Consider the following 19,468-nt stretch of genomic DNA (forward strand, 5'->3'; position numbering starts at 1 on the left):
CGAGGCCGCCGACCGCAACGGATTCAGCGAGGGCGCGGCAAAGGTCAGCGTCCACCGCGCCATGAAGACCCTGACCGCCAGCGTGACCGCCCATGAAGACTGATGATCTCATCGACGCCCTGGGCGCCGGGCTCGAGCCCGTCGGGCCCGCCCGGCTGAGCCCCGCCGCCCTGACTCTCGCCGCCGCGGCGGCCGTCGTGGCGGTGCTGTTCCTGCTCGGCCTGCGTCCCGATCTCGGTGCCGCAGTCCAGGGCCCGGCGTTCTGGGCCAAGGCCGCCTATACGGGCGCGCTGGCCGTCGTCGGCGGCTGGCTGGTGCTGCGGCTGGGCTGTCCGGGCGCATCGGCGCGGCCGCCGGGCCTGGCGTTCGCCGCCGTCGTCGGCGCAGCCCTGGCCGTCGGCGCGGGCGAGATCCTGCTCTCGGCGCCCGACGCGCGCATGGACGTCTGGCTGGGGGACACCTGGCGCTATTGCTCCGCCAACATCCTGAAGGTGTCCGTTTTCGCTGCGCCGTTCATCTGGCTTTCGGCGCGAGGACTGGCGCCCACGCGCCCGGTCCGGGCCGGGGCCGCCATGGGCGTGCTGACCGGCGCTGTGGGGGCTACGGCCTATGGTCTGCATTGCCCCGAGGCGACCGCCGCCTTCGTGGCCACATGGTATGCCCTTGGGGTGCTCCTGTGCGGCGCGGTCGGCGCCCTCACCGGACGCTACGCCCTGCGCTGGTGAGCGCCACGATCACGGCGGTTTGCCGCAGCGGTCCGGCAAGCTAGGCTGTTCGCCTCTCTGGATTCGGGGCGCGACATGAAGACTTCCACCCTCCTGGCCGCGCTCGCGCTGGGCCTGTCCATTCCGGCCGTGGCCGACGCCCAGCAGGTGCTGCGCCCCGGCATGACCATAAGCGGCCAGCTGTCCCCGGGCGACGCCCGGCTGAACAGCGGCGAGTTCATGGACGTCTATGAGCTGGACGGGCGCAGCGGCGACCGTCTGACCGTCCTGATGACCTCGGGCGCGGTGGATTCCTATCTGATGATGGACGGTCCCGGCGGCTTCAGCGACGAGAACGACGACGCGGAATCCGGCGATCTGGACGCGCGCCTGGACGTGCGCCTGCCCGTGTCCGGCCGCTACCGCATCGTGGCCACCAGCTTCGCGCCCGGCGAGACTGGCGCCTACCAGATCGCGGTGGTGGACGGCGCCCGGAGCCCCGTGGGCGGCGCCCCGGGCGGCGGCGTGATCGAGCCCGGCCAGACCGTCAGCGGAACCCTGGCCTCCGGCGACGAGCGGCTGGACAGCGGCGAGTACCGCGACAGCTGGACCCTGCGCGGACGGCGCGGCGACCGGGTCGTGGTGCGGCTGTCCTCCAGCGACTTCGATCCCTACCTCATGGTGCGCGGCCTGGGCCTCAGCGAGGACAATGACGACGACCCGTCCCAGCGCGGCGGGCTGAACAGCCGGCTGGAGTTCACCTTCCCTGAAAACGGCGAGGTGGTGCTGTCCGCCACCAGCTTCGAGGCCGGAGAGACCGGCCGCTACAGCCTCAGCGTGACCCGCGCCGACGCCGGGGCGTCGCGCCCCGATCCGACGCCGGGCGCGGCCACGGGCGCCATCGCCGTGGGCGAGCAGGTCCGGGGCCGTCTCGGCGAGGGCGACGCCCAGCTGCGCAGCGGCGAATATGTGAACACCTTCACCCTGCGCGGCCGGGCCGGAGAGCGGGTCGAGATCGCCCTGACCTCCGACCAGTTCGACCCCTTCCTGATGCTCTCCGGGCCGGGCGGCTTCTCCACCTTCAACGACGACGACCCGACCGGGAACGGCGGGCTGAACAGCCGTCTGATCACGACCCTGCCGGCGGACGGCGCCTACGAGATCACCGCCACCAGCTATGCGCCGGGCGAAAGCGGCGACTACCGGCTCAGCGTCTCCCGTCCGGGCGCCGAGGTGGCCGACACGCCGACCCGCGGCGAACAGGCCGCGCCGTCCGGCGGCCGCCTGTCCATCGGCGACACCATCAGCGGCAGCCTTGCGGCCGGGGACGCCCAGCTCAACTCGGGCGAATACAGCGACAGCTACACCTTCATCGGCCGGCGCGGTCAGCGGGTGGCCATCGACGCGGTGTCCGACGAGTTCGACACCTATCTGATGCTCAGCCCGCCCACCGGCGACCAGCTGGACAACGACGACGGCCCCGACGGCACCAACGCGCGCCTGACCGAGGTGCTGGCCGAGGACGGCGAATACACCATTCAGGTCACCAGCTTCGCGCCCGGCGAGACGGGCCGCTACACCCTGTCGGTGACGCAGGGCCAGGAATCCGAACGCCAGCGCACCGTGCAGGCGGGCCAGCGCGTCTTCGCCGTCATGGTGGGGGTCTCGGACTATCCCGGCGACCACAACGACCTGCCCTTCACCGACGAGGACGCCATCAAGCTGGAGGAAGAACTGGCTCGTCAGGGCGTGCTCAACCCCGCCAGCATCGTCCTGACCAACGCCCAGGCCACCCGGGCCTCCGTGACCGCCGCGTTCCGCGAGGTGGCCGCCCAGGCCGGGCCGGACGACCTGTTCATCTTCTTCTTCTCGGGCCACGGCGTGCAGGAAGACAGCGACGACCCGGCCGAGCTGGACGGCCGGCGCGAGCTGCTGTCGCTCCACGACGGCGACCTGTCCGACGACGAGCTGGCCGCCCTGTTCGAGACCGTGGACGCCCGCCTCGCCCTGCTGGTGATCGACGCCTGCTACAGCGGCGGCTTCGCCCGCGACATCATCACCCGCCCGGGCATCATGGGCGTCTTCTCCTCCGAGGAAGACCTGACCAGCGCCGTGGCCGACAAGTTCCAGGCCGGGGGCTATCTGTCCCACTTCCTGCGTACGGGGCTGGAAGGCGCCGCCGACGAGAACGGCGACAATCTGGTCACCGCCGGCGAACTGTCCACCTATCTGCGCCGCCAGTTCCAGGTGGAGGTCGCCGACGTCCAGGCCGAAACCGCCGACGGCCAGCGCAACTACCAGAACCTGGTCATCGACCGCGGCGGCGTGCAGGTGGACGACGTGATCCTCCGGCTGGCGGGGGAGTGAGGCGCAAGCCAGCAGGGCGCGGGCTTGCCCCTCCGGCAGATTGAGGGAGCGCCCTCCTGCGTCAGATGACGAGTCTGGTCACGGCAAACGCATCAGCGGCGGCAGGGGTCCGTCGTGCAGGCGCCCGATGAACTCGAACAACGGCCAGGCCGCCAGAAAGGGAAGGCCGTCCAGCAGGGTCCTGACGAACAGCCCGGGCCTGATGGTCAGTTCCTGGCTCGTGCGCCACAGCCTCGGGTCTGGAAGAAATCGGGGCGTCGGACCTGCATAGATCGGGTAGGCCTCCGGAAAGGCCCTCGACAGATAGACTTCCTCCTGCCGGACCACCGCCATGAAGATCAGCACGGTCACGGCTGTGAAGGCCAGGGTCAGCAGCAGGCTGCCGGTCTGGGCCAGGGCCCCGAACGTGCCGATGATGCTGAAGGAATAAAGGGGGTTCCGGCACAGGGAGTACGGACCTTCCTGCACGAGCTCGCTTTTCTTGCGTCCGCCGATGTAGAGCGAACACCAGGCGCGGCCGACGATGGCGGTGAGGATCAGGAGGATTCCGGCATCTCCGGTGACGCGCCGTATCCATGAGCCCTCGGGCCAGCCGGAGCCGACTGTCAGGACGGCGAACAGCATGATTACGGATGCGAAGCCGAGCACGCGTTTGCGCCGACGCTGGACCGCCTGAAGGTCCGGAAGAATCAAGTCTGACAAGGGAGTCCTCATTTTACGGCTGGCTTCATGGCCGGCACGCCTGCGCCCTGAAGCTTGCAGCCAGCTTGCAGAGCCAGGCTGAAGGCCGCCCCCGAACGTTGGTGTTGACCAACCCGGGCCCGGACGTGGACAAAGCGTGATGCGGATCCTGATGGCCGAGAATGATCGACTGCTCTCGGAGGCGCTGGGCCGCCGGCTGACGGACGCCGGGCACGCCGTCGATGTCTTCGCCACGGTCGCCGACTCCGAGATCGCGTGGCGATCAACGAGCTATGACCTGTCCATCGTCGATGTCATGCTGGATGACGGCGACGGGCGTACCCTCGTCAGATCAGCGCGCGCCGCCGGCCTGAGAACGCCGACCTTGATGCTGACCGCTCGCGACGAGATCGGAGATCGGGTGGCCGGACTCGATGCGGGCGCGGACGACTACCTAGTCAAGCCGTTCTCGACGGACGAACTGATGGCCAGGCTCAGAGCGCTCCGGCGCCGCTCGGCCGAGGTCACGGTGACCGAGTTCCGGATCGGGAATCTCGTCTATGCGCCCCAGAGCATGAGCCTCACGGTCGCGGAGGGGGCCGTCAGGCTGACGGCCCAGGAACATGCCGCGCTCGACAAGCTGATCCGGGCGGGCGACCGTGTGACGCCCAAGCGGATGCTGGGCGAACACCTCTACGCCTTTCATCAGGACTGGTCGGACAATGCGATCGAAACCCTGATTCATCGGCTGCGCAGAAAGCTGTCGAAGGCGGGAGCGACGGTCGAGGTCAAGACGCTCAGGGGCCTGGGCTACGTTCTGTGCGAGACCGGCGAATGAAGCGCGCCTATCGCCTCGACGTCAGGCTCGCGATCGTCGTGACCGTGATGTCGGCCCTGACGCTGATCCTCGCCGGCACGATCCTGACGCTGGAATTCACGCGCGGCCAGTTCGCGATCGAGGAGCGAGGGCTCTCTACCCAGATCAGGGAGTGGGCTCCGTCCGTCCGGCGCGGTCCCGATGGGACGGTGGCGTTCGTTCACCCCCCGGAGCCCTCGTCCGAAATCGATCCGCCCTACACGGGACTGCTGACGGGCGATCGCCCGGTCTATGGCTACACCCTGGTGGACGCCGACGGGACGGTGCTGGATCGCTCGGAGTCGAGGGCGCCGTCGGGGCGGCCGGGCGCCGCCGGCTCCGACGTCGTGCTCTCGAGCGGCCCGGCGCTGGACGGATCCGGCCCTCTTCTCATCGCCGAACTGTACGTCCCGGAGGCCGGAGTCTGGTTCCGGCTGGCGCGGGCGCGGGCGGACGTGTCTGCACTCGCCAGCACCTTCTTCGCCGAGTCTCTCGCAGAACTGGGATGGGCGGCCGTGGCGATGTCGCTGGTTCTGGTCATGACCGCGGTGGTCATCGTCCGGTTCAGTCTCCACGACCTGCGGCGGGTCGCGGCCCAGGCCGGGCGGATCACGTTCGACACCCTGGGCCACGAGCGGCTTGTCGGCGCGTCGGCGCCTGCGGAGGTCCAGCCGCTGATCCACGCCGTCAATCAGGCCCTGGACAGTATCGAAGCCGGCGCCGCGGCCCAGCGCGACTTCTCCATTCACGCCGCCCATGAGCTTCGGACACCCCTCTCGGACCTGAGGCTACGGCTCGAATCCCTGCCGCACGACCACGACCGGGATGCGGCCATGCGCGACGTCGATGCGATGGCGCGACTGATCGAGCAACTGCTGAACATCGCGCGTCTGGATGGAGGCGCGGCCTTCGCCCCGGCGCCGCTGGATCTGGCCGAGACCGTGGCCCAGGTCCTGCGCGAGGCCGCGCCGCGCCTCGTGTCCGCCGGATGGTCCCTGGAGGCGGACGGCCTGGACACGCCGACGGAGGTCATCGGCGATCCGACCCTGATCGCCCTCGTCATAAGGAACCTTCTGGACAACGTCCGGAAGCATACCCCTGCCGGAACACGGGTAAGCGTTGTGGTTTCCGCCGATGGATCAGTCCTGCTGCGCGACACAGGGCCGGGCCTGCCGCGCTCATTCCCCGACTCCGGCTTCTCCCGGTTCGTTCGGGGAACCGGAGATTCGCGTTCCGGGAGCGGACTGGGGCTGGCCATCTGCGAAAGCGCCATGCGCCGCATGGGCGGCGACTTCATTCTGGAGCGAGCAGACAGGCGTAAAGGCGCGGCGTTCCGGATGATGTTCAAGCCCACTGGGCCCACGCCGTCTTCATGATCGGGAGCGGCGAGACCGCTCGCGGCCGCAGGCCGCCGCCATATCGCCTCATTGATGACGGCTGATCACGGAACCGTGATGCCGGAGGTTTTGAAATGCGGACTCGTCTGATCGTCGTCGCCTGCGTGGTGGCCTTGTCGGGATGCGGGCAGGCCAGCGAATACACGTCCGAAGACGCTGCCGAAGGCGCCATGATGGAGGTCGCTCCGGCGGGGGACGCTGCGGCCTCGGCCGGGGAGCCCACGGCGCCCGCCCCCGCGACCCCGGCGCGGATCGCCTACGTCTATCGCTACACCCTCAGCCTGCCCACCGAGCAGGCGCTGTCGCTGATGGCGCGGCATGAGCAGGCCTGCATCGAGGCGGGTCCGACGGTGTGTCAGGTGCTGGGGGCGGCCTCGAACCGGGATGGACAGGACACCCTGTCGGCCCAGCTTGACCTGCGCGCCACGCCCGCATGGATCGCCGCCTTTCGCCAGGGCGTCGGCGCACAGGCGGAGGACGCCGGCGGACGGGTCGCCTCCTCCTCGACCGAGAGCGAAGACCTGACCCGGCAGTTGACGGACACACAGGCGCGGCTGAACGCCCTGACGACCCTGCGCGACCGGTTGCAGCAGTTGCTGGCGAACCGCTCGGGACCGCTGGAGCAACTTCTTGAGGTGGAGCGCGAACTGGCGCGGGTGCAGGGCGAACTGGACGCCACGAGATCGGCCTTGGAGACCATGCGGACGCGGGTGCAGACCTCGCGCCTGACCGTCAACTATCAGTCCGCCGGACAACTGGCGCCGGACAGCGCATGGCGGCCGGTTTCGAATGCGCTCAGCAATGCCCTGACGGCCTTCACCTCCACGCTGGGCGGGCTGATCCTGATCGTGGCCGGACTGCTGCCGATCGCGCTGATTGCGGTGCCGCTGGTCTGGCTGGGCCTGAAATGGCGCGCCCGGCGCAATCAGAAGATCGCCAGACCGAAGCCCGTCGAGACCGATCAGCCCTGACGCCGCACCAGCCGCCCATAATCCTCCATCAACCCCAGGCTCAACTCGCCCGGCGTGAAGCTGTACTCGCCGATCTGGCCCACGGGGGTGACCTCGGCGGCGGTGCCGGTGACGAAGCACTCGGTGAAGCCGGACAGCTCCTCGGGGCGGATGTGGCGGACCACCACCTCGATGCCCTTCGCCGCCGCCAGATCGATGACCGTGCGGCGGGTGATGCCGTCGAGGATGGCGTCGGTGGGCGGGGTGTGCAGCGCGCCGTCCTGGACGAAGAAGACGTTGGCGCCGGTGGCCTCGGCCACATAGCCGCGCCAGTCCAGCATCATGGCGTCGGAGAAGCCGTTCTTCTCGGCCGCCATCTTGGACAGGGTGCAGATCATGTACAGGCCCGCCGCCTTGGCCGCCGAGGGGGCGGTGGCCGGGTCGGGCCGGCGCCACTTGGCCCACTCCAGCCGGATGCCCTTCGCCTTGGTCGCGGCGTCGAAATAGCTGGGCCACTCCCAGGCGGCGATGGCCACGCGCGTCTTGTTGGGGAAGGCCGAGACGCTCAGCTGCTCGGGACCCCGGAAGGCGACGGCGCGGATGTAGCAGTCGGAGAAGCCCATCTTGGCGCAGGTGGCGCGCTTGGCGTCGTCCAGATCGGCGACGCTGAACGGGATTTCGAAATCCAGCATGCCGGCGGATCGGTGCAGACGCTCGGAATGCTCTGTGATCTTGAAGATTTCCCCGTCATACATACGCTCGCCTTCAAACACGGAAGAGGCGTAGTGTAGGCCGTGGGTCAGAACGTGCGTATTCGCCTCCCGCCAGGGAACGAAGTCACCGTCCATCCAGATCCAGCCGTCACGATCGTCGAAGGGAACGAACGTCATTGAATAAAATCTCCTGCACCGATTCTCCGTTTAGAACGGGCGCGGCGGCTCAGGTCAACGCCTCGCCGCGCGGAGGGGTCCGGTGAGCGCGTCGGATTCCCATACCGGGGCGGGCCGTTCCGGCCCCGTGGCCGCGCCCGGCGAGGGGCGGCATCTGCTGGTCGTGGACGACGACGACCGCATCCGTGAGCTGCTGAAAGAGTATCTGGCGCGCGAGGGATTCCGCGTCACCGGCGCCGCCCACGCGGCCGCCGCGCGGCGGCTGATGGAGCTGCTGGAGTTCGACCTGGTGGTGCTTGACATCATGATGCCGGGCGAAGACGGCCTGTCCCTGACCAGCTGGGTGCGGTCCAAGGCGGCCACATCCAGCACCCCGGTCCTGCTGCTGACCGCCCGCGGGGATGCGGATGACCGCATCGAGGGCCTGTCGCGCGGCGCGGACGACTACATGTCCAAGCCCTTCGACCCCCGCGAGCTGCGCCTGCGCATCGACGCCATCCTGCGCCGCACCGGACCCAAGCCCATCGGGCCGAAGGAGGTCCGGCTGGGCGACGCCCTGTTCGACATGGAGCGGCTGGAGCTGACCCGCGACGGCCAGCCCCAGCGCCTGACCGAGGCCGAGGCCCAGTTGCTCAAGACCCTGGCCCAGAGCGCCCACGCGCCGGTCGAGCGCATGCAACTGGCGTCGGACACCGCCGACATCACCGGCCGCGCCGTGGACGTGCAGGTGACACGCCTGCGCCGCAAGCTGGAGAAGGATCCCAAGAACCCCCGCTATCTGCAGACGGTGCGCGGCGTCGGCTACATGCTGGCGCCGGACTGATGAGCCCGTCCACCGGCCACGCCTGGCGTTACTGGCCCCGGTTCTGGGCCCGGTTCCTCAGGCGGCGGCTGCCCAGCTCCCTGTGGGGCCGGTCGCTGCTGATCATCATCCTGCCGGTGTTCCTGATGCAGGTTGCGGTGACCTGGGCCTTTTTTGACGCCCACTGGCAGACTGTGACCGCGCGTCTTTCCGAAGGCCTGGCCGGGGAGATCGCCTGGGCGGTGGAGAGCTACCGCGACGACCCCTCCCCCTCGAATCTGGCCACCATCGCCGACCGCGCGGAACGGTCGATGCAGCTGTCCATCGCCCTGCAGGAAGGCCGGACCCTGCCCGACGACCGGGATTCCAGCGTTTTCGGCGTGGTCGACCGCACCATCAACGAAGCTCTGGACTCCCGGCTGGATGACCCGTTCTGGTTCAGCACCACCGATTATCCGGCCTATGTGGACATCCAGGTCCAGCAGCCTCAGGGGGTGTTGCGCATCATCGCCCCGCGCGAGCGGGCCATCGCCACCCAGGGCCACATCTTCGTCCTGTGGCTGACCCTGGCCACGGTGCTGCTGATGTCCGTGGCCATCCTGTTCATCCGCAACCAGGTGCGCGCCATCGAGCGGCTCGCCGAGGCGGCGGAGGACTTCGGGCGCGGCATCGACGCGCCGCGTTTCCGCCCGTCCGGCGCGCGCGAGGTGCGCTCCGCCGCCCGCGCCTTCATGGACATGCGCGAACGGATCCAGCGCCACATCGAACAGCGCACCGTGCTGCTGGCCTCGGTCAGCCACGACCTGCGCACGCCCCTGACCCGCCTGAGGCTGGAGCTGGCCCTCGCCGACCAGACCAGGCGCACCCAGGCGATGCAGGGCGATCTGGACGAGATGGAGCACATGATCGACGAATACCTGGCCTTCGCGCGCGGCGAGGCCGGGGAGGCGTCCCAGTCCATCGACCTGAAGGCCCTGCTTGAGGCCATAGGCGCCCAGATCAAGAAGCGCGGCGCGAAGGTGGAGATCGTCGCGCCCGAGCCGTCCGTCGAGGCCAGGGTCCGCCCCCTCGCCTTTCGCCGCGCCCTGACCAATCTGGCCGGCAACGCGGCCGACCACGGCGGACGCGTGCGCCTGTCGCTGGGCCGGGTCGGCGGCGGCGTGGAGATCGCGGTGGAGGATGACGGGCCCGGCATCCCCGAAGCCCAGCGCGAGGACGCCTTCCGTCCGTTCTCCCGCCTCGACGACGCGCGCAACCAGAACACCAAGGGGGTGGGCCTGGGCCTGGCCATCGCCCGGGACGTGGCGCGCAGTCACGGCGGCGACATCACTCTGGACGCCAGCGATCTGGGCGGGCTGAAGGCGGTGATCCGGCTGCCGGGCTGACACCGGAGGCATCACGATTTCGCGCGGCGCCTCTGGCGAAATCGGCGGATCGAGCGCATCTTTCCTGCCGTGGGGCTGTCATTCAGGTTCGCCAGGAGGCTCGCCAATGCGTACACTTTCCTTCCTCGCCGCCGCGGGCGTCGCCGCGGCTTTGGCGGGCGCGGCCCATGCCCAGCCCGCCGAGGTCACGGTCACACTCGGCGACCGCCTTGAGCGCGAAGCCGGCCGGGAGCTCGGCCACGCCGAGGTGGCCGAACAGGCCCGCGCCCTTGAGGCCCGGCTCGAGCGGGAGCTGGCGTCCAATCCCGCCTATGAGGGGGCGCGCATCCATCTGGTGCTGACGGACGTGGCCCCGAACCGGCCCACCCGGCAGCAGCTGAGCGACACGCCGGGCCTGGACTACATCCGCAGCTTCAGCGTCGGCGGCGCCGCCATCGAAGGCGAGATCACCACCGCTGACGGCCAGGTCCGTCCGGTCCGGTATGACTGGTACAGCCACGACATCCGTGACGCGCGCTATCAGAGCACCTGGCAGGACGCGGACCGCGCCTTCATGCGCTTCTCGCGTCGTCTGGCCGAAGGCCGGCTCTAGATCCGGATCAGGATCAGCTGCCGGACAGCTCGGTCGCCCGGGCGACCGCGGCGGCGGCGGCTTCGGACACCAGCCGCTCCAGCGATCCGTCCTTCGCGAACACATCGAGCGCCGCCCGCGTGGTGCCGCCCGGAGACGCCACCCGCGCGATGAGGTCCTCGGCGCGGGCGCCGTCCTGTTTCATGGCGGCGGCGGCTGAAACCAGCGTCCCGGAGGCCAACGCCTCGGCCTGTTCCGGCGACAGCCCTTGCTCCACCCCGGCCTTGGTCAGGGCGTCCACAAAGGCGAAGAAATAGGCCTGGCCCGAGCCGGACACCGCCGTGGCCGCGTCCATCAGGCCGTCATCGGCCAGCCCCACCACACGGGCGACGGGGCCGAACAGGCCGCGCACCTTGTCCAGATCGGCGTCGGTTTCCGCCCAGATGGAGGCCACGCCCTCGCCCACCGCCATGCTGGTGGTGGGCATGACACGCGCCACGGGCCGCGACTTGAAGCCGTCCGAAAGCGCTGAGGCCCGCACCCCGGCCATCATGGAGATGATCAGGGCGTCCGGCGCCAGCTTTGCATCCATGTCGGCGGCGACCCGCCGCCACATGGCCGGCTTCACGCCCAGGATCACGCGGTCGGCGCGGGCCAGGGCCTCGTCGCCGGGATTGATCAGGGCGCCCTTCTCGCGCGCCGTCTCGGCGACCGGCTTGGAGGACGGGGTGACGATGATCAGATTCCGCAGGTCCAGCCCGCCGGTCTTCAGCCACCCTTCGACCAGGGACGACCCCAGTCGTCCGCAGCCCACGAGAATTACAGGTCGATCCGTCAAGGCGTCAGGCGGTTCCCGCGGTTTCAAAAAGGCAGGCGTCGATGGCGTCACGCGGGGCGCTGCCCCCGCGGATCAGATAGTCGAACGCCGGGAAATAACGGTCGGCCGCGTCGATGGCCGCATCGATCATGGACGCCGCCTGGGCCAGGGTCGGCCGTTCGCCGTGCGGCAGGGCCAGGGCGTGGCGGAACACGATCTCGCCGTCCTCGCTCCAGACCTCGAAATGGCCCAGCCAGACCCGCTGGTTCAGCAGGGACGCCAGTTCATAGGCCGCCGCGCGGCGGGACTTCTGCGCCCGGATGTCCAGCGAACAGCACAGCTGCAGGCAATCCCCCTCGGGCCGCCAGGCGAACCACAGCTCGTAGTCCTTCCAGTCGCCCGCCAGGGCGAAGGCCAGGTCGCCCTGGTCGTTGCGGTCAAACGGCAGGTTCTCGGCCGTCAGCACATGCTCCACCACATCGAGCGGGTCGTATGGGGTTTCGACCTCGTCGGGGGTCAGTGCGTCCATGAAACTTTCCGATTCCCTGTGGGAGGCGTGAGAGGACGAAGCGACTCAGGCTCCGTCTCAGGACGGTAGGCGTGTTCGCAGATTCGGCTCAACCGGCTGCGTCCTTCGGGCGAGCCCCCGCTGTGGACGTTCCCTTTCCAGGCGTCTTTGCGGCTGTTTTGACGGGCTTTTTCAGTTCCGCGACCTCGGCGCGCAGGGCCGCGATCTCGGCCTTGAGCACATCGAACTCGTCGCGGCGCACCAGATCCATGTCGGCCACGAAGCGGTCGGCCTGGGCGCGCCATGCGCTTTTGGCCTCCTCGCCCGCCGCCTGGGCCAGGCCCATGGCGCCGGTGGTCAGCTTGGCGAATTCATCGAGAAACGGATTGCGGGTCTGCATGGGACTGTCCTGGCGACTGGAAACGACTCAACGGACGCACCGCGTCCGTTAACCTTCCGCCCGATATGGTGAATGAAACCTTGATGTCGATGCGGCCCGTCGTCCCGGAGACGAGAAAACGGGGCGACGGCCCCCGCGACGCTTGCTAAACGAAGCCCACCCCAGCCGATGGAGTCCCGCGTGATCTTTCCCGAATTCGATCCGGTCCTGATCCAGCTGGGGCCTTTGCCCATCCGCTGGTACGCCTTGGCCTATGTCGCGGGCATCGTCCTGGGCTGGCGCTATGCGGTGATGCTGTCCAGGCGCACCAGCCTGTGGACGCCGCGCACGCCTCCGGTCTCGGGGCCGCAGATCGACGATCTGGTGCTGTGGATAACCCTCGGCATCATCGGCGGCGGGCGGCTGGGCTATGTGCTGTTCTATCGCCCCGACCTGCTCGGCCAGATCTTCACCGGATCGAGCCTCGGCGAACGGCTGGAGATTCTGCAGCTCTGGACCGGCGGCATGTCGTTCCACGGCGGTCTGATCGGGGTCGCCATCGCGCTGTTCTTCTTCGCGCGCAGCCAGAAGATCAATCCCCTGTCGCTGGGCGACCTGATCGCCCCGGTGGCGCCCATCGGCCTGTTCTTCGGCCGCATCGCCAATTTCATCAACGGCGAGCTGTGGGGCCGCCCGACCGATGGCCCGCTGGGCGTGGTGTTCTGCAACGACCGGATCCTCGAGCTTTACGGCTATTGCCCCGCCGGTCTGGAACCGCGGCACGCCAGCCAGCTTTATGAAGCCGCGCTCGAGGGCCTTGTCCTGTTCGTCATCCTGGCTATGGCTGTCTGGAAATGGCGCCTGCTGGCCAAGCCCGGTTATGTCACCGGCATCTTCCTGCTGGGCTACGGTCTGTCCCGGGCGGTGCTGGAGACGGTGCGCGAGCCCGACACCCATATGCCGGACGCCCTGCAGGGCATGGTGACCATGGGCATGCTGCTGTCCATTCCCATGATGCTGATCGGTGCCTGGCTGATCTGGCGGGCCTGGAGCCGACCGCCCGCGCAAGGGTGATCCCATGCCCCTGATCGACCGCCTGCGGCGCGAGATCGCCCTGACCGGACCGATGATGGTGGCGGATTACGTGGCCCGCTGCCTGCACGACCCGAAAGACGGCTACTACGCCACCCGGCCGAATCTGGGTGCGCGTGGCGACTTCATCACCGCGCCTCTGGTCAGCCAGATGTTCGGCGAGTTGATCGGCCTGTGGGCGGTGGAGGTCTGGACCCGCCTCGGCGCGCCGGACCGATTCCGGCTGGTGGAGGTCGGGCCCGGCGACGGAACCCTGATGGACGACGCCCTGCGCGCCGCCCGTCTGGCCCCCGCTTTTCTGGAAGCCTGCGACCTGGTCCTGATCGAGCCCAGCGCGCCGCTGCGCGAGGCTCAGGCCCGCCGCCTGTCCGACCACGACCGCCAGCCGCGCTGGGTCAAATCCCTGCACGCCGTCGAGACCGACGCCCCGGTCATCCTGATCGCCAACGAGGTGCTGGACTGCCTGCCCGCGCGCCAGTTCATGCGCACCGACACCGGCTGGGCCGAGCGGCGCGTGGGGCTCGACGACGCCGACGGCCTGACCTTCGGCTTGACCGCGCCCAGCGCCGGCTTCGTCCAACCGGGATTCGACATCGCCCCCGGCCAGATCTTCGAGATCTCCGAGCAGCAGGCCGCCTTCGGCCGCGACCTTGGCGCCCTGATCCGCGAAGCGTCCGGCGCCGCGCTTCTGATCGACTACGGCCGCGACCGGCCCGGTCCCGGCGACACCCTTCAGGCCCTGAAGCGGCACGAGAAGGTCGATCCCCTGTACACGCCGGGCGAGGCCGACCTGACCCAGTGGGCCGACTTTCCGGTGGTTCTGGAGGCTGCCGTGCGGTCCGGCGCCGACGTCACCGGCTGTCGCGGCCAGGGCGATTTCCTGCGGGCGCTCGGCGTCGAGACCCGAGCCCAGAGGCTGATGCAGTCCCGCCCCGACGCCGCGCCGGTGATCGAACGCCAGCTGCACCGCCTGACCGCGCCGGACCAGATGGGCGACCTGTTCAAAGCCGCCTGCGTGTTCGCGCCGAAGAGCCTGTCCATCCCCGGCTTCGAGGGCTGACATGGCTGAGTCCCTGACCCATCCCCTGCTGGACCTGCCGGGCGTCCGCCACGCCTTCTTCACCCGGCGCGGCGGCGCCTCCACCGGCCTCTACGACAGTCTGAACGTGGGGCTCGGCTCCAGCGATGATCCGCAAACCGTGCGCGAGAACCGCCGCCGCTGCGCCGCCGTGTTCGGCGCCGGGGAAGACCATCTGTTCACCGCTTACCAGATCCACTCGACCCTCATCCGCGTGGCCGAGGCGCCGTGGGGCGATCAGCGGCCCGAGGGCGACGGGGTGGTGACCGACCGGCCCGGCCTGGTCTGCGGGGCCCTCACCGCCGACTGCGCGCCGATCCTGCTGGCCGACCCCCACGCCCGGGTCGTGGGCGCGGTGCATGCGGGGTGGAAGGGCGCCCTGAACGGCGTGGTCCACAGCGGCGTGGCCGCCATGCAGGCCCTGGGCGCCATTCCCGAGCGCATGGTCGCCGTGGTCGGCCCCTGCATCGGTCCGGACAGCTATGAGGTGGACGCGGACTTCCACGAACGGTTCGAGCACCACAATCGCGGCGCGGGCCGCTTCTTCCGACCCGGCGCGACGCCGGACAAGCGCCTGTTCGACCTGCCCGGCTTCGTCCTGTGGCGGCTGGCCGAGGCCGGCGTCGTTCAGGCCGCCTGGACCGGACACGACACCTGCACCGACGAGGCGCGCTTCTTCTCCAACCGCCGGGCCTTCAAGCGCGGCGAGCCGGACTTCGGACGCCTGCTGTCGGCGATCACCCTGACCGACTGAGCGGTCAGCCGGGCGTGTAATAGGTCGGCGAACCCGGTCCCACCGGCAGGCCGAAGCCGAACACCCACAGGAAGAACAGGATGGTCCATCCGATCGTGAAGAAGATCGAATAGGGCAGCATCATCGCGATCATCGTGCCGATGCCCACATCCTTGTTGTAGCGGGTCGCCCACGCCAGGATCAGGCCGAAATAGCTCATCATCGGGGTGATGATGTTGGTGGTGGAATCCCCGATCCGGTAGGCGGTCTGAATCACCTCGGGCGAGTAGCCGATCAACATCAGCATGGGCACGAAGATCGGCGCGGTCATGGCCCACTGGGCCGAGGCGGAGCCGATCATCAGGTTCACGAAACAGCAGATCAGGATGAAGCCGATGAACACCGCCGGTCCGGTCAGGCCGCTGTTCTGCAGGAAGGTGGCGCCGTTGACCGCCGTGATGGCCCCCAGGTTCGACCAGGCGAAGAAGGCCACGAACTGGGCGGCGAAGAAGACGATCACCACATAAAGGCCCAGGGTCGATATGGCCGAGGCCATGCCGTCGATCACGTCTCGGTCGTTCTTCATGGTGCCGACCGTGCGGCCATAGGCGAAGCCCACCACCAGGAAGAACAGCAGGATCCAGGTGACGAAGCCGCCGAAGAAGGGCGAGCGGATGCGGTCTCCGGTCTCCGGATCGCGCAACAGGCCCCAGTCGGGAACCAGCGTCAGAGCCATGACGGCGAACACGCCCAGCACCGCCAGGCCGGCCACCTTCAGGCCCTTCTTCTCCTTGTCGGTCAGGGCGTCCATGGAGCCGCCCTTGAGGATCTCGGGATCGGCCTTGGACTTGTCATAGGCGCCCAGCTTGGGCTCGACGATGTAGATGCTGACCAGCGAGCCGATGATGGTCACCAGGAACACGCTGACGACCATGAAGAAGTAGCTGGCCGTGGCCGTGACCGCATAGGTGGGGTCGATCAGCCGCGCGGCCTCCTCGGTGATCCCGGCCAGCAACGGGTCCACCGTGCCGATCAGAAGGTTCGCCGAATAGCCGCCCGACACCCCGGCGAAGGCCGCCGCCATGCCCGCCAGCGGATGTCGCCCAAGCGAGTAATAGACCGCCCCGGCCAGCGGGATCAGCACCACATAGCCCATCTCGGACGCGGTGTTGGACAGCACACCGGCGAACACGATGGCCATGGTCACCACCTTGGGCGAGGCGCCGAGCACGATGCCGCGCACCGCCGCCGACAGCAGGCCCGAGCGTTCCGCCACCCCCACGCCCAGCATGGCCACCAGCACCACGCCCAGCGGCGCGAAGCTGGTGAAATTGTCTACCAGGCTGGTGAAGATGCGGCGCAGGCCGTCGGCGGTCATCAGGCTGACCGCGCGGATCATGCCGTCCTCGGACCGGCCGGACGCGCCCAGCGGCCGGGGGTCCTCCACCGCCACGCCCATGGCCCCGAACAGCCCGGACAGCAGCACGATGGCCACGGCCAGCAGGAAGAACAGGGTCACCGGGTGTGGCAGACAGTTGCCCAGCCACTCCACCCCGTCGAGGAAGCGGGTGAAGGCGTTGCGTTTGCCCGGCGGCGGAGCGCCGGGAGGGGTTGAACCATTGGGCGTGGCCGGCGTGGCGTCGGTCATCAGGCGTCCATGTTCTACAGGATCGGGCGGGAGCTGACCGGCCCAAGCCCGTCCTGAAGCCCCCATGTCGATGCGCACTTTCAACCGACCCGGGACGGAAAGTCCAGCCATGCGGTGGTCTTGCGGACGGCGCGCCTGTTATGACCCGGGGTCACACCGCACTTGAATGAACGAGACGGAGGCCCATGCCCGCCCTGGACACCCTGCGCGCGCAGATCGCCGAATACCCCATGCTGGAGGCCGCCATCGGTCTGACGCTGCTCGTGCTGGCGGCCGTGCTGGTCGACTGGCTGGTTCGTCACGTGCTGCTGCGCATCGGCCAGAAGGTGCTCAAGACGGTCGGTCTGGATGACGAGGCGGAACCCATGGCGCCGGTGGCCCACCGCCTCGCGCGCATCGCTCCGGCGCTGGTGATCTACAACGGCGTCACCGCGATCCCGAATCTGGCGCCGGCCGCGGCGACGGTGATCCAGAACGTGGCCTCGGCCTTCGTCATCCTGAGCGTGGTGCTGGCCGTGGCGGGCGGGCTGGACCTGGTCAACAGCGCCTGGTCCCGCCGCGCGGAGTCCGTGAACCGCCCCATCAAGGGCTACATCCAGGTGGTCAAGATCGTGCTCTATGCGATCGCCGTCATCCTGGTCATCGCCACCCTGATCGAGCGGTCGCCCCTGCTGCTGCTGTCCGGTCTGGGCGCCATGGCGGCGGTGCTGATGCTGGTGTTCAAGGACACCATCCTGTCGCTGGTGGCCTCGGTGCAGCTGACCTCCAACGACATGGTGCGCATCGGCGACTGGATCGAGGCGCCCCAGATGAACGCCGACGGCGACGTCATCGACATCGCTCTGCACACGGTGAAGGTCCAGAATTTCGACAAGACCATAACCACCATCCCCACCTGGAAGCTGGTCAGCGAGAGCTACAAGAACTGGCGCGGCATGAGCGAGTCCGGCGGGCGCCGTATCAAGCGCAGCCTGCTGATCGACCAGAACAGCGTTCGTTTCCTGACCGACGACGAGCGTCAGTCCCTGTGCCGCTTCGCCCTCATCGATGACTATCTGGGCGAAAAGCGTGAGGAACTGGAGAGTTGGAACGGCAAGCTGATCGAGGCGGGGCGTGATCCGGTCAACACCCGCCGCGTCACCAACATCGGCACCTTCCGCGCCTATGTGCGGTCATATCTGAGCAATCACCCGCGCGTGCACGCCCACGGCATGACCCTGCTGGTGCGTCAGCTGGACCCCACGCCCGAGGGCCTGCCGCTGGAAATCTACTGCTTCGCCACCACCACCAACTGGGCGGAATACGAGGGCATCCAGGCCGACATCTTCGACCACCTGATCGCCATCCTGCCCGAGTTCGGCCTGCGCCTGTTCCAGCAGCCCAGCGGGCTCGACCTCACCGGCGCTCTCGGCAGCAGGCAGTCGGATCAGGCTTCGCCGTCGTCCTTGAAGTAGGGCTCGACCGGCCCCTGCAGCTTGACGGTCAACTGGTTGCCCTTGCGGTCCACGCGGTTGCCCACGGCCAGACGGACCCAGCCTTCGGACACGCAGTACTCCTCGACGTTGGTCTTCTCCTCGCCCTTGAAGCGGATGCCGACCCCGCGGGCGAGCATGGCCTCGTCATGGTGCGGGCTGGCGGGATTGACGGACAGACGGTCGGGGGGCGTTTCGGACATGGCGTCTCTTTCGGCAGTACAGTGAGCGCCGTTTAGCCGAGCCCGCCCCGGATCGAAAGGGCCTTGCCCTACTGCACCGTCTGCCGGGCCGGTTCGGTGCGCGCGGGGGCCTCGCCCTCGGCCGCATAGGGCTGCGGCCCGGGAGGAGCGGCGGGCGGGGTCTCGGCCTGCGCCGCCTGGGCTTGCGGGCGCGCCGGCCGCGGAGCGGGTCGGCGGGCCGGCTGAGGGGCGGGCTCGGCGGCCTGGGCCGTGCGCGTGGGCTGGGGCGCGGGCTCATCCGCGACCGCCGCCTCGGCGCGGGCGGCCAGGTCCTCGGCCTCATAGCGGTCGGCCAGCTTCTCGGTCAGCTCGCGGGCCTCGGCGGGCGGCATCTGGGCCATGATGGCGGCCAGGGCGCGCGGGCGCATGGCCTGGGCCACCGGCAGGCGAACCGAGTCGGCCAGGGTGTTGAACACCGCCGCCGCCTCGCGCGGGCGCATGGCCTGATAGACCTGGACCAGCCGGTTGACCTCGGCCTCTTCACGCTCGTCGGCCTGGCCCAGCATGCCTTCCAGCTCGGCCTTAATTGCGTTCAGTTCGGCGATCCGCTCGTCCAGCTTCAGCTCCGCCGCCGCCATCAGCGGCAGCATGGTGGCGAAATCCGTGTCGCGGGCGTCCAGCTGGTCCCGCCGGGCCGACAGGCTCTGGATGATGCGCAGTTCCGCCGGCGAGATGCCCGCCTGCTCGGCCAGCTGCTCTTCCGACAGGGCGCAGACCGCGGGGGCCGAGGCAATGGTCGGCAGGGCCACGTCCCCGGCGGCGACCACGCCTTCCTGGGCCCAGGCCTGGGCGCCCTGGAACAGGTCGGGCGCAAGCCCCACCGCCCGCACGGCGACGATGCCGCCCACGGCGATGGCGATCAGGGGCAGGATGCGGGGCATCTTCATCAGGCGGGC

At 69.1% G+C, this 19,468-nt stretch carries 20 protein-coding genes; 12 read left to right on the forward strand and 8 right to left on the reverse strand.

The annotated features are described in order from the left end of the window. The first annotated feature begins 92 nt into the window (after positions 1–92). Both IWC96_RS11535 and IWC96_RS11540 read left to right on the forward strand, forming a co-directional pair. Positions 93–725: an NrsF family protein gene (locus tag IWC96_RS11535; protein ID WP_196838984.1), complete on the forward strand. Its 633-nt coding sequence runs from the start codon at positions 93–95 to the stop codon at positions 723–725. A 75-nt stretch (positions 726–800) separates the two neighbouring features. Continuing rightward, complete coding sequence (locus tag IWC96_RS11540; RefSeq protein ID WP_196838985.1) at positions 801–3,071, forward strand: caspase family protein; 2,271 nt, start codon at positions 801–803, stop codon at positions 3,069–3,071. Between the two features lie 78 nt (positions 3,072–3,149). On the opposite strand, the gene IWC96_RS11545 is transcribed toward IWC96_RS11540, so the two are convergent. Further along, complete coding sequence (locus IWC96_RS11545) at positions 3,150–3,773, reverse strand: isoprenylcysteine carboxylmethyltransferase family protein (protein ID WP_231379045.1); 624 nt, start codon at positions 3,771–3,773, stop codon at positions 3,150–3,152. A gap of 139 nt (positions 3,774–3,912) precedes the next feature. On the opposite strand from IWC96_RS11545, the gene IWC96_RS11550 reads away from it, so the two are divergent. The 3 genes from IWC96_RS11550 to IWC96_RS11560 all read left to right on the forward strand — a co-directional run bounded on the left by IWC96_RS11550 (position 3,913) and on the right by IWC96_RS11560 (position 6,976). Further along, entirely contained in the window at positions 3,913–4,590 is a 678-nt protein-coding gene (locus IWC96_RS11550; protein WP_021696906.1) for a response regulator transcription factor, read from the forward strand. Further along, the gene (locus IWC96_RS11555; protein ID WP_021696905.1) at positions 4,587–5,984 is read left to right on the forward strand and encodes a HAMP domain-containing sensor histidine kinase; all 1,398 of its coding nucleotides are present in this window, start codon (positions 4,587–4,589) and stop codon (positions 5,982–5,984) included. Before IWC96_RS11550 ends, IWC96_RS11555 begins: the two co-directional genes overlap by 4 nt. A gap of 95 nt (positions 5,985–6,079) precedes the next feature. Next, positions 6,080–6,976, forward strand: coding sequence for a DUF4349 domain-containing protein (locus IWC96_RS11560; RefSeq protein ID WP_196838986.1), 897 nt, complete (start codon positions 6,080–6,082; stop codon positions 6,974–6,976). On the opposite strand, the gene IWC96_RS11565 is transcribed toward IWC96_RS11560, so the two are convergent. Beyond that, positions 6,967–7,845, reverse strand: coding sequence for a branched-chain amino acid aminotransferase (locus IWC96_RS11565; RefSeq protein WP_196838987.1), 879 nt, complete (start codon positions 7,843–7,845; stop codon positions 6,967–6,969). The two genes, IWC96_RS11560 and IWC96_RS11565, sit on opposite strands and share 10 nt — an antisense overlap. Positions 7,846–7,972: 127 nt before the next feature. Here IWC96_RS11565 and IWC96_RS11570 point away from each other — a divergent pair, with 127 nt between their 5' ends. The 3 genes from IWC96_RS11570 to IWC96_RS11580 all read left to right on the forward strand — a co-directional run bounded on the left by IWC96_RS11570 (position 7,973) and on the right by IWC96_RS11580 (position 10,624). After that, positions 7,973–8,668 carry a response regulator gene (locus IWC96_RS11570; protein WP_045318901.1) on the forward strand — a complete coding sequence of 232 codons (696 nt, stop codon included), beginning with the start codon at positions 7,973–7,975 and terminating at the stop codon, positions 8,666–8,668. After that, entirely contained in the window at positions 8,668–10,032 is a 1,365-nt protein-coding gene (locus IWC96_RS11575) for an ATP-binding protein (RefSeq protein ID WP_021696900.1), read from the forward strand. Before IWC96_RS11570 ends, IWC96_RS11575 begins: the two co-directional genes overlap by 1 nt. Positions 10,033–10,138: 106 nt before the next feature. Continuing rightward, positions 10,139–10,624, forward strand: a complete 486-nt coding sequence (locus IWC96_RS11580) for a hypothetical protein (protein ID WP_052516747.1) — start codon at positions 10,139–10,141, stop codon at positions 10,622–10,624. A gap of 13 nt (positions 10,625–10,637) precedes the next feature. On the opposite strand, the gene proC is transcribed toward IWC96_RS11580, so the two are convergent. From proC to IWC96_RS11595, 3 genes are all read right to left on the reverse strand, one after another. Further along, positions 10,638–11,441: a pyrroline-5-carboxylate reductase gene (gene proC, locus IWC96_RS11585; protein WP_231379046.1), complete on the reverse strand. Its 804-nt coding sequence runs from the start codon at positions 11,439–11,441 to the stop codon at positions 10,638–10,640. A 4-nt stretch (positions 11,442–11,445) separates the two neighbouring features. Then, entirely contained in the window at positions 11,446–11,949 is a 504-nt protein-coding gene (locus IWC96_RS11590; protein ID WP_021696897.1) for a YbjN domain-containing protein, read from the reverse strand. Between the two features lie 88 nt (positions 11,950–12,037). Continuing rightward, positions 12,038–12,328 (reverse strand): accessory factor UbiK family protein, encoded by a 291-nt coding sequence (locus IWC96_RS11595; protein WP_021696896.1) that lies wholly within the window; start codon positions 12,326–12,328, stop codon positions 12,038–12,040. 180 nt (positions 12,329–12,508) lie between these two features. Here IWC96_RS11595 and lgt point away from each other — a divergent pair, with 180 nt between their 5' ends. From lgt to pgeF, 3 genes are read left to right on the forward strand one after another with little or no spacing between them, the layout of a single operon-like run. Further along, positions 12,509–13,381, forward strand: a complete 873-nt coding sequence (gene lgt / locus IWC96_RS11600; protein WP_045318910.1) for a prolipoprotein diacylglyceryl transferase — start codon at positions 12,509–12,511, stop codon at positions 13,379–13,381. Between the two features lie 4 nt (positions 13,382–13,385). Then, entirely contained in the window at positions 13,386–14,459 is a 1,074-nt protein-coding gene (locus IWC96_RS11605; protein ID WP_021696894.1) for a class I SAM-dependent methyltransferase, read from the forward strand. Between the two features lies 1 nt (position 14,460). Continuing rightward, the gene (pgeF, locus tag IWC96_RS11610) at positions 14,461–15,231 is read left to right on the forward strand and encodes a peptidoglycan editing factor PgeF (protein WP_021696893.1); all 771 of its coding nucleotides are present in this window, start codon (positions 14,461–14,463) and stop codon (positions 15,229–15,231) included. Positions 15,232–15,235: 4 nt separating this feature from the next. On the opposite strand, the gene IWC96_RS11615 is transcribed toward pgeF, so the two are convergent. Next, on the reverse strand, positions 15,236–16,858 hold the full coding sequence (locus tag IWC96_RS11615; RefSeq protein ID WP_045318900.1) for an AbgT family transporter: 1,623 nt from the start codon (positions 16,856–16,858) through the stop codon (positions 15,236–15,238). Between the two features lie 185 nt (positions 16,859–17,043). On the opposite strand from IWC96_RS11615, the gene IWC96_RS11620 reads away from it, so the two are divergent. Next, on the forward strand, positions 17,044–18,312 hold the full coding sequence (locus IWC96_RS11620; protein ID WP_021696891.1) for a mechanosensitive ion channel family protein: 1,269 nt from the start codon (positions 17,044–17,046) through the stop codon (positions 18,310–18,312). On the opposite strand, the gene IWC96_RS11625 is transcribed toward IWC96_RS11620, so the two are convergent. Both IWC96_RS11625 and IWC96_RS11630 read right to left on the reverse strand, forming a co-directional pair. Beyond that, positions 18,285–18,533: a DUF3297 family protein gene (locus tag IWC96_RS11625; protein WP_021696890.1), complete on the reverse strand. Its 249-nt coding sequence runs from the start codon at positions 18,531–18,533 to the stop codon at positions 18,285–18,287. The two genes, IWC96_RS11620 and IWC96_RS11625, sit on opposite strands and share 28 nt — an antisense overlap. Positions 18,534–18,601: 68 nt before the next feature. Next, positions 18,602–19,459, reverse strand: coding sequence for a MotE family protein (locus IWC96_RS11630; protein WP_021696889.1), 858 nt, complete (start codon positions 19,457–19,459; stop codon positions 18,602–18,604). Between the last annotated feature and the right edge of the window lie 9 nt (positions 19,460–19,468).

The sequence above is a fragment of the Brevundimonas sp. BAL450 genome (genome assembly GCF_015767455.1).
GTDB lineage: Bacteria > Pseudomonadota > Alphaproteobacteria > Caulobacterales > Caulobacteraceae > Brevundimonas > Brevundimonas abyssalis.

Excerpts from the sequence above, each read along its gene's own strand:
- IWC96_RS11560 (WP_196838986.1), top strand. The coding sequence starts at position 6,080 with ATGCGGACTCGTCTGATCGTCGTCGCCTGCGTGGTGGCCTTGTCGGGA.
- pgeF (WP_021696893.1), top strand. The coding sequence starts at position 14,461 with ATGGCTGAGTCCCTGACCCATCCCCTGCTGGACCTGCCGGGCGTCCGC.
- IWC96_RS11565 (WP_196838987.1), bottom strand. The coding sequence starts at position 7,845 with ATGACGTTCGTTCCCTTCGACGATCGTGACGGCTGGATCTGGATGGAC.
- IWC96_RS11540 (WP_196838985.1), top strand. The coding sequence starts at position 801 with ATGAAGACTTCCACCCTCCTGGCCGCGCTCGCGCTGGGCCTGTCCATT.
- IWC96_RS11605 (WP_021696894.1), top strand. The coding sequence starts at position 13,386 with ATGCCCCTGATCGACCGCCTGCGGCGCGAGATCGCCCTGACCGGACCG.
- IWC96_RS11590 (WP_021696897.1), bottom strand. The coding sequence starts at position 11,949 with ATGGACGCACTGACCCCCGACGAGGTCGAAACCCCATACGACCCGCTC.
- IWC96_RS11620 (WP_021696891.1), top strand. The coding sequence starts at position 17,044 with ATGCCCGCCCTGGACACCCTGCGCGCGCAGATCGCCGAATACCCCATG.
- IWC96_RS11630 (WP_021696889.1), bottom strand. The coding sequence starts at position 19,459 with ATGAAGATGCCCCGCATCCTGCCCCTGATCGCCATCGCCGTGGGCGGC.
- IWC96_RS11555 (WP_021696905.1), top strand. The coding sequence starts at position 4,587 with ATGAAGCGCGCCTATCGCCTCGACGTCAGGCTCGCGATCGTCGTGACC.
- IWC96_RS11580 (WP_052516747.1), top strand. The coding sequence starts at position 10,139 with ATGCGTACACTTTCCTTCCTCGCCGCCGCGGGCGTCGCCGCGGCTTTG.
- IWC96_RS11535 (WP_196838984.1), top strand. The coding sequence starts at position 93 with ATGAAGACTGATGATCTCATCGACGCCCTGGGCGCCGGGCTCGAGCCC.
- IWC96_RS11625 (WP_021696890.1), bottom strand. The coding sequence starts at position 18,533 with ATGTCCGAAACGCCCCCCGACCGTCTGTCCGTCAATCCCGCCAGCCCG.
- IWC96_RS11575 (WP_021696900.1), top strand. The coding sequence starts at position 8,668 with ATGAGCCCGTCCACCGGCCACGCCTGGCGTTACTGGCCCCGGTTCTGG.
- IWC96_RS11595 (WP_021696896.1), bottom strand. The coding sequence starts at position 12,328 with ATGCAGACCCGCAATCCGTTTCTCGATGAATTCGCCAAGCTGACCACC.
- IWC96_RS11615 (WP_045318900.1), bottom strand. The coding sequence starts at position 16,858 with ATGACCGACGCCACGCCGGCCACGCCCAATGGTTCAACCCCTCCCGGC.
- IWC96_RS11550 (WP_021696906.1), top strand. The coding sequence starts at position 3,913 with ATGCGGATCCTGATGGCCGAGAATGATCGACTGCTCTCGGAGGCGCTG.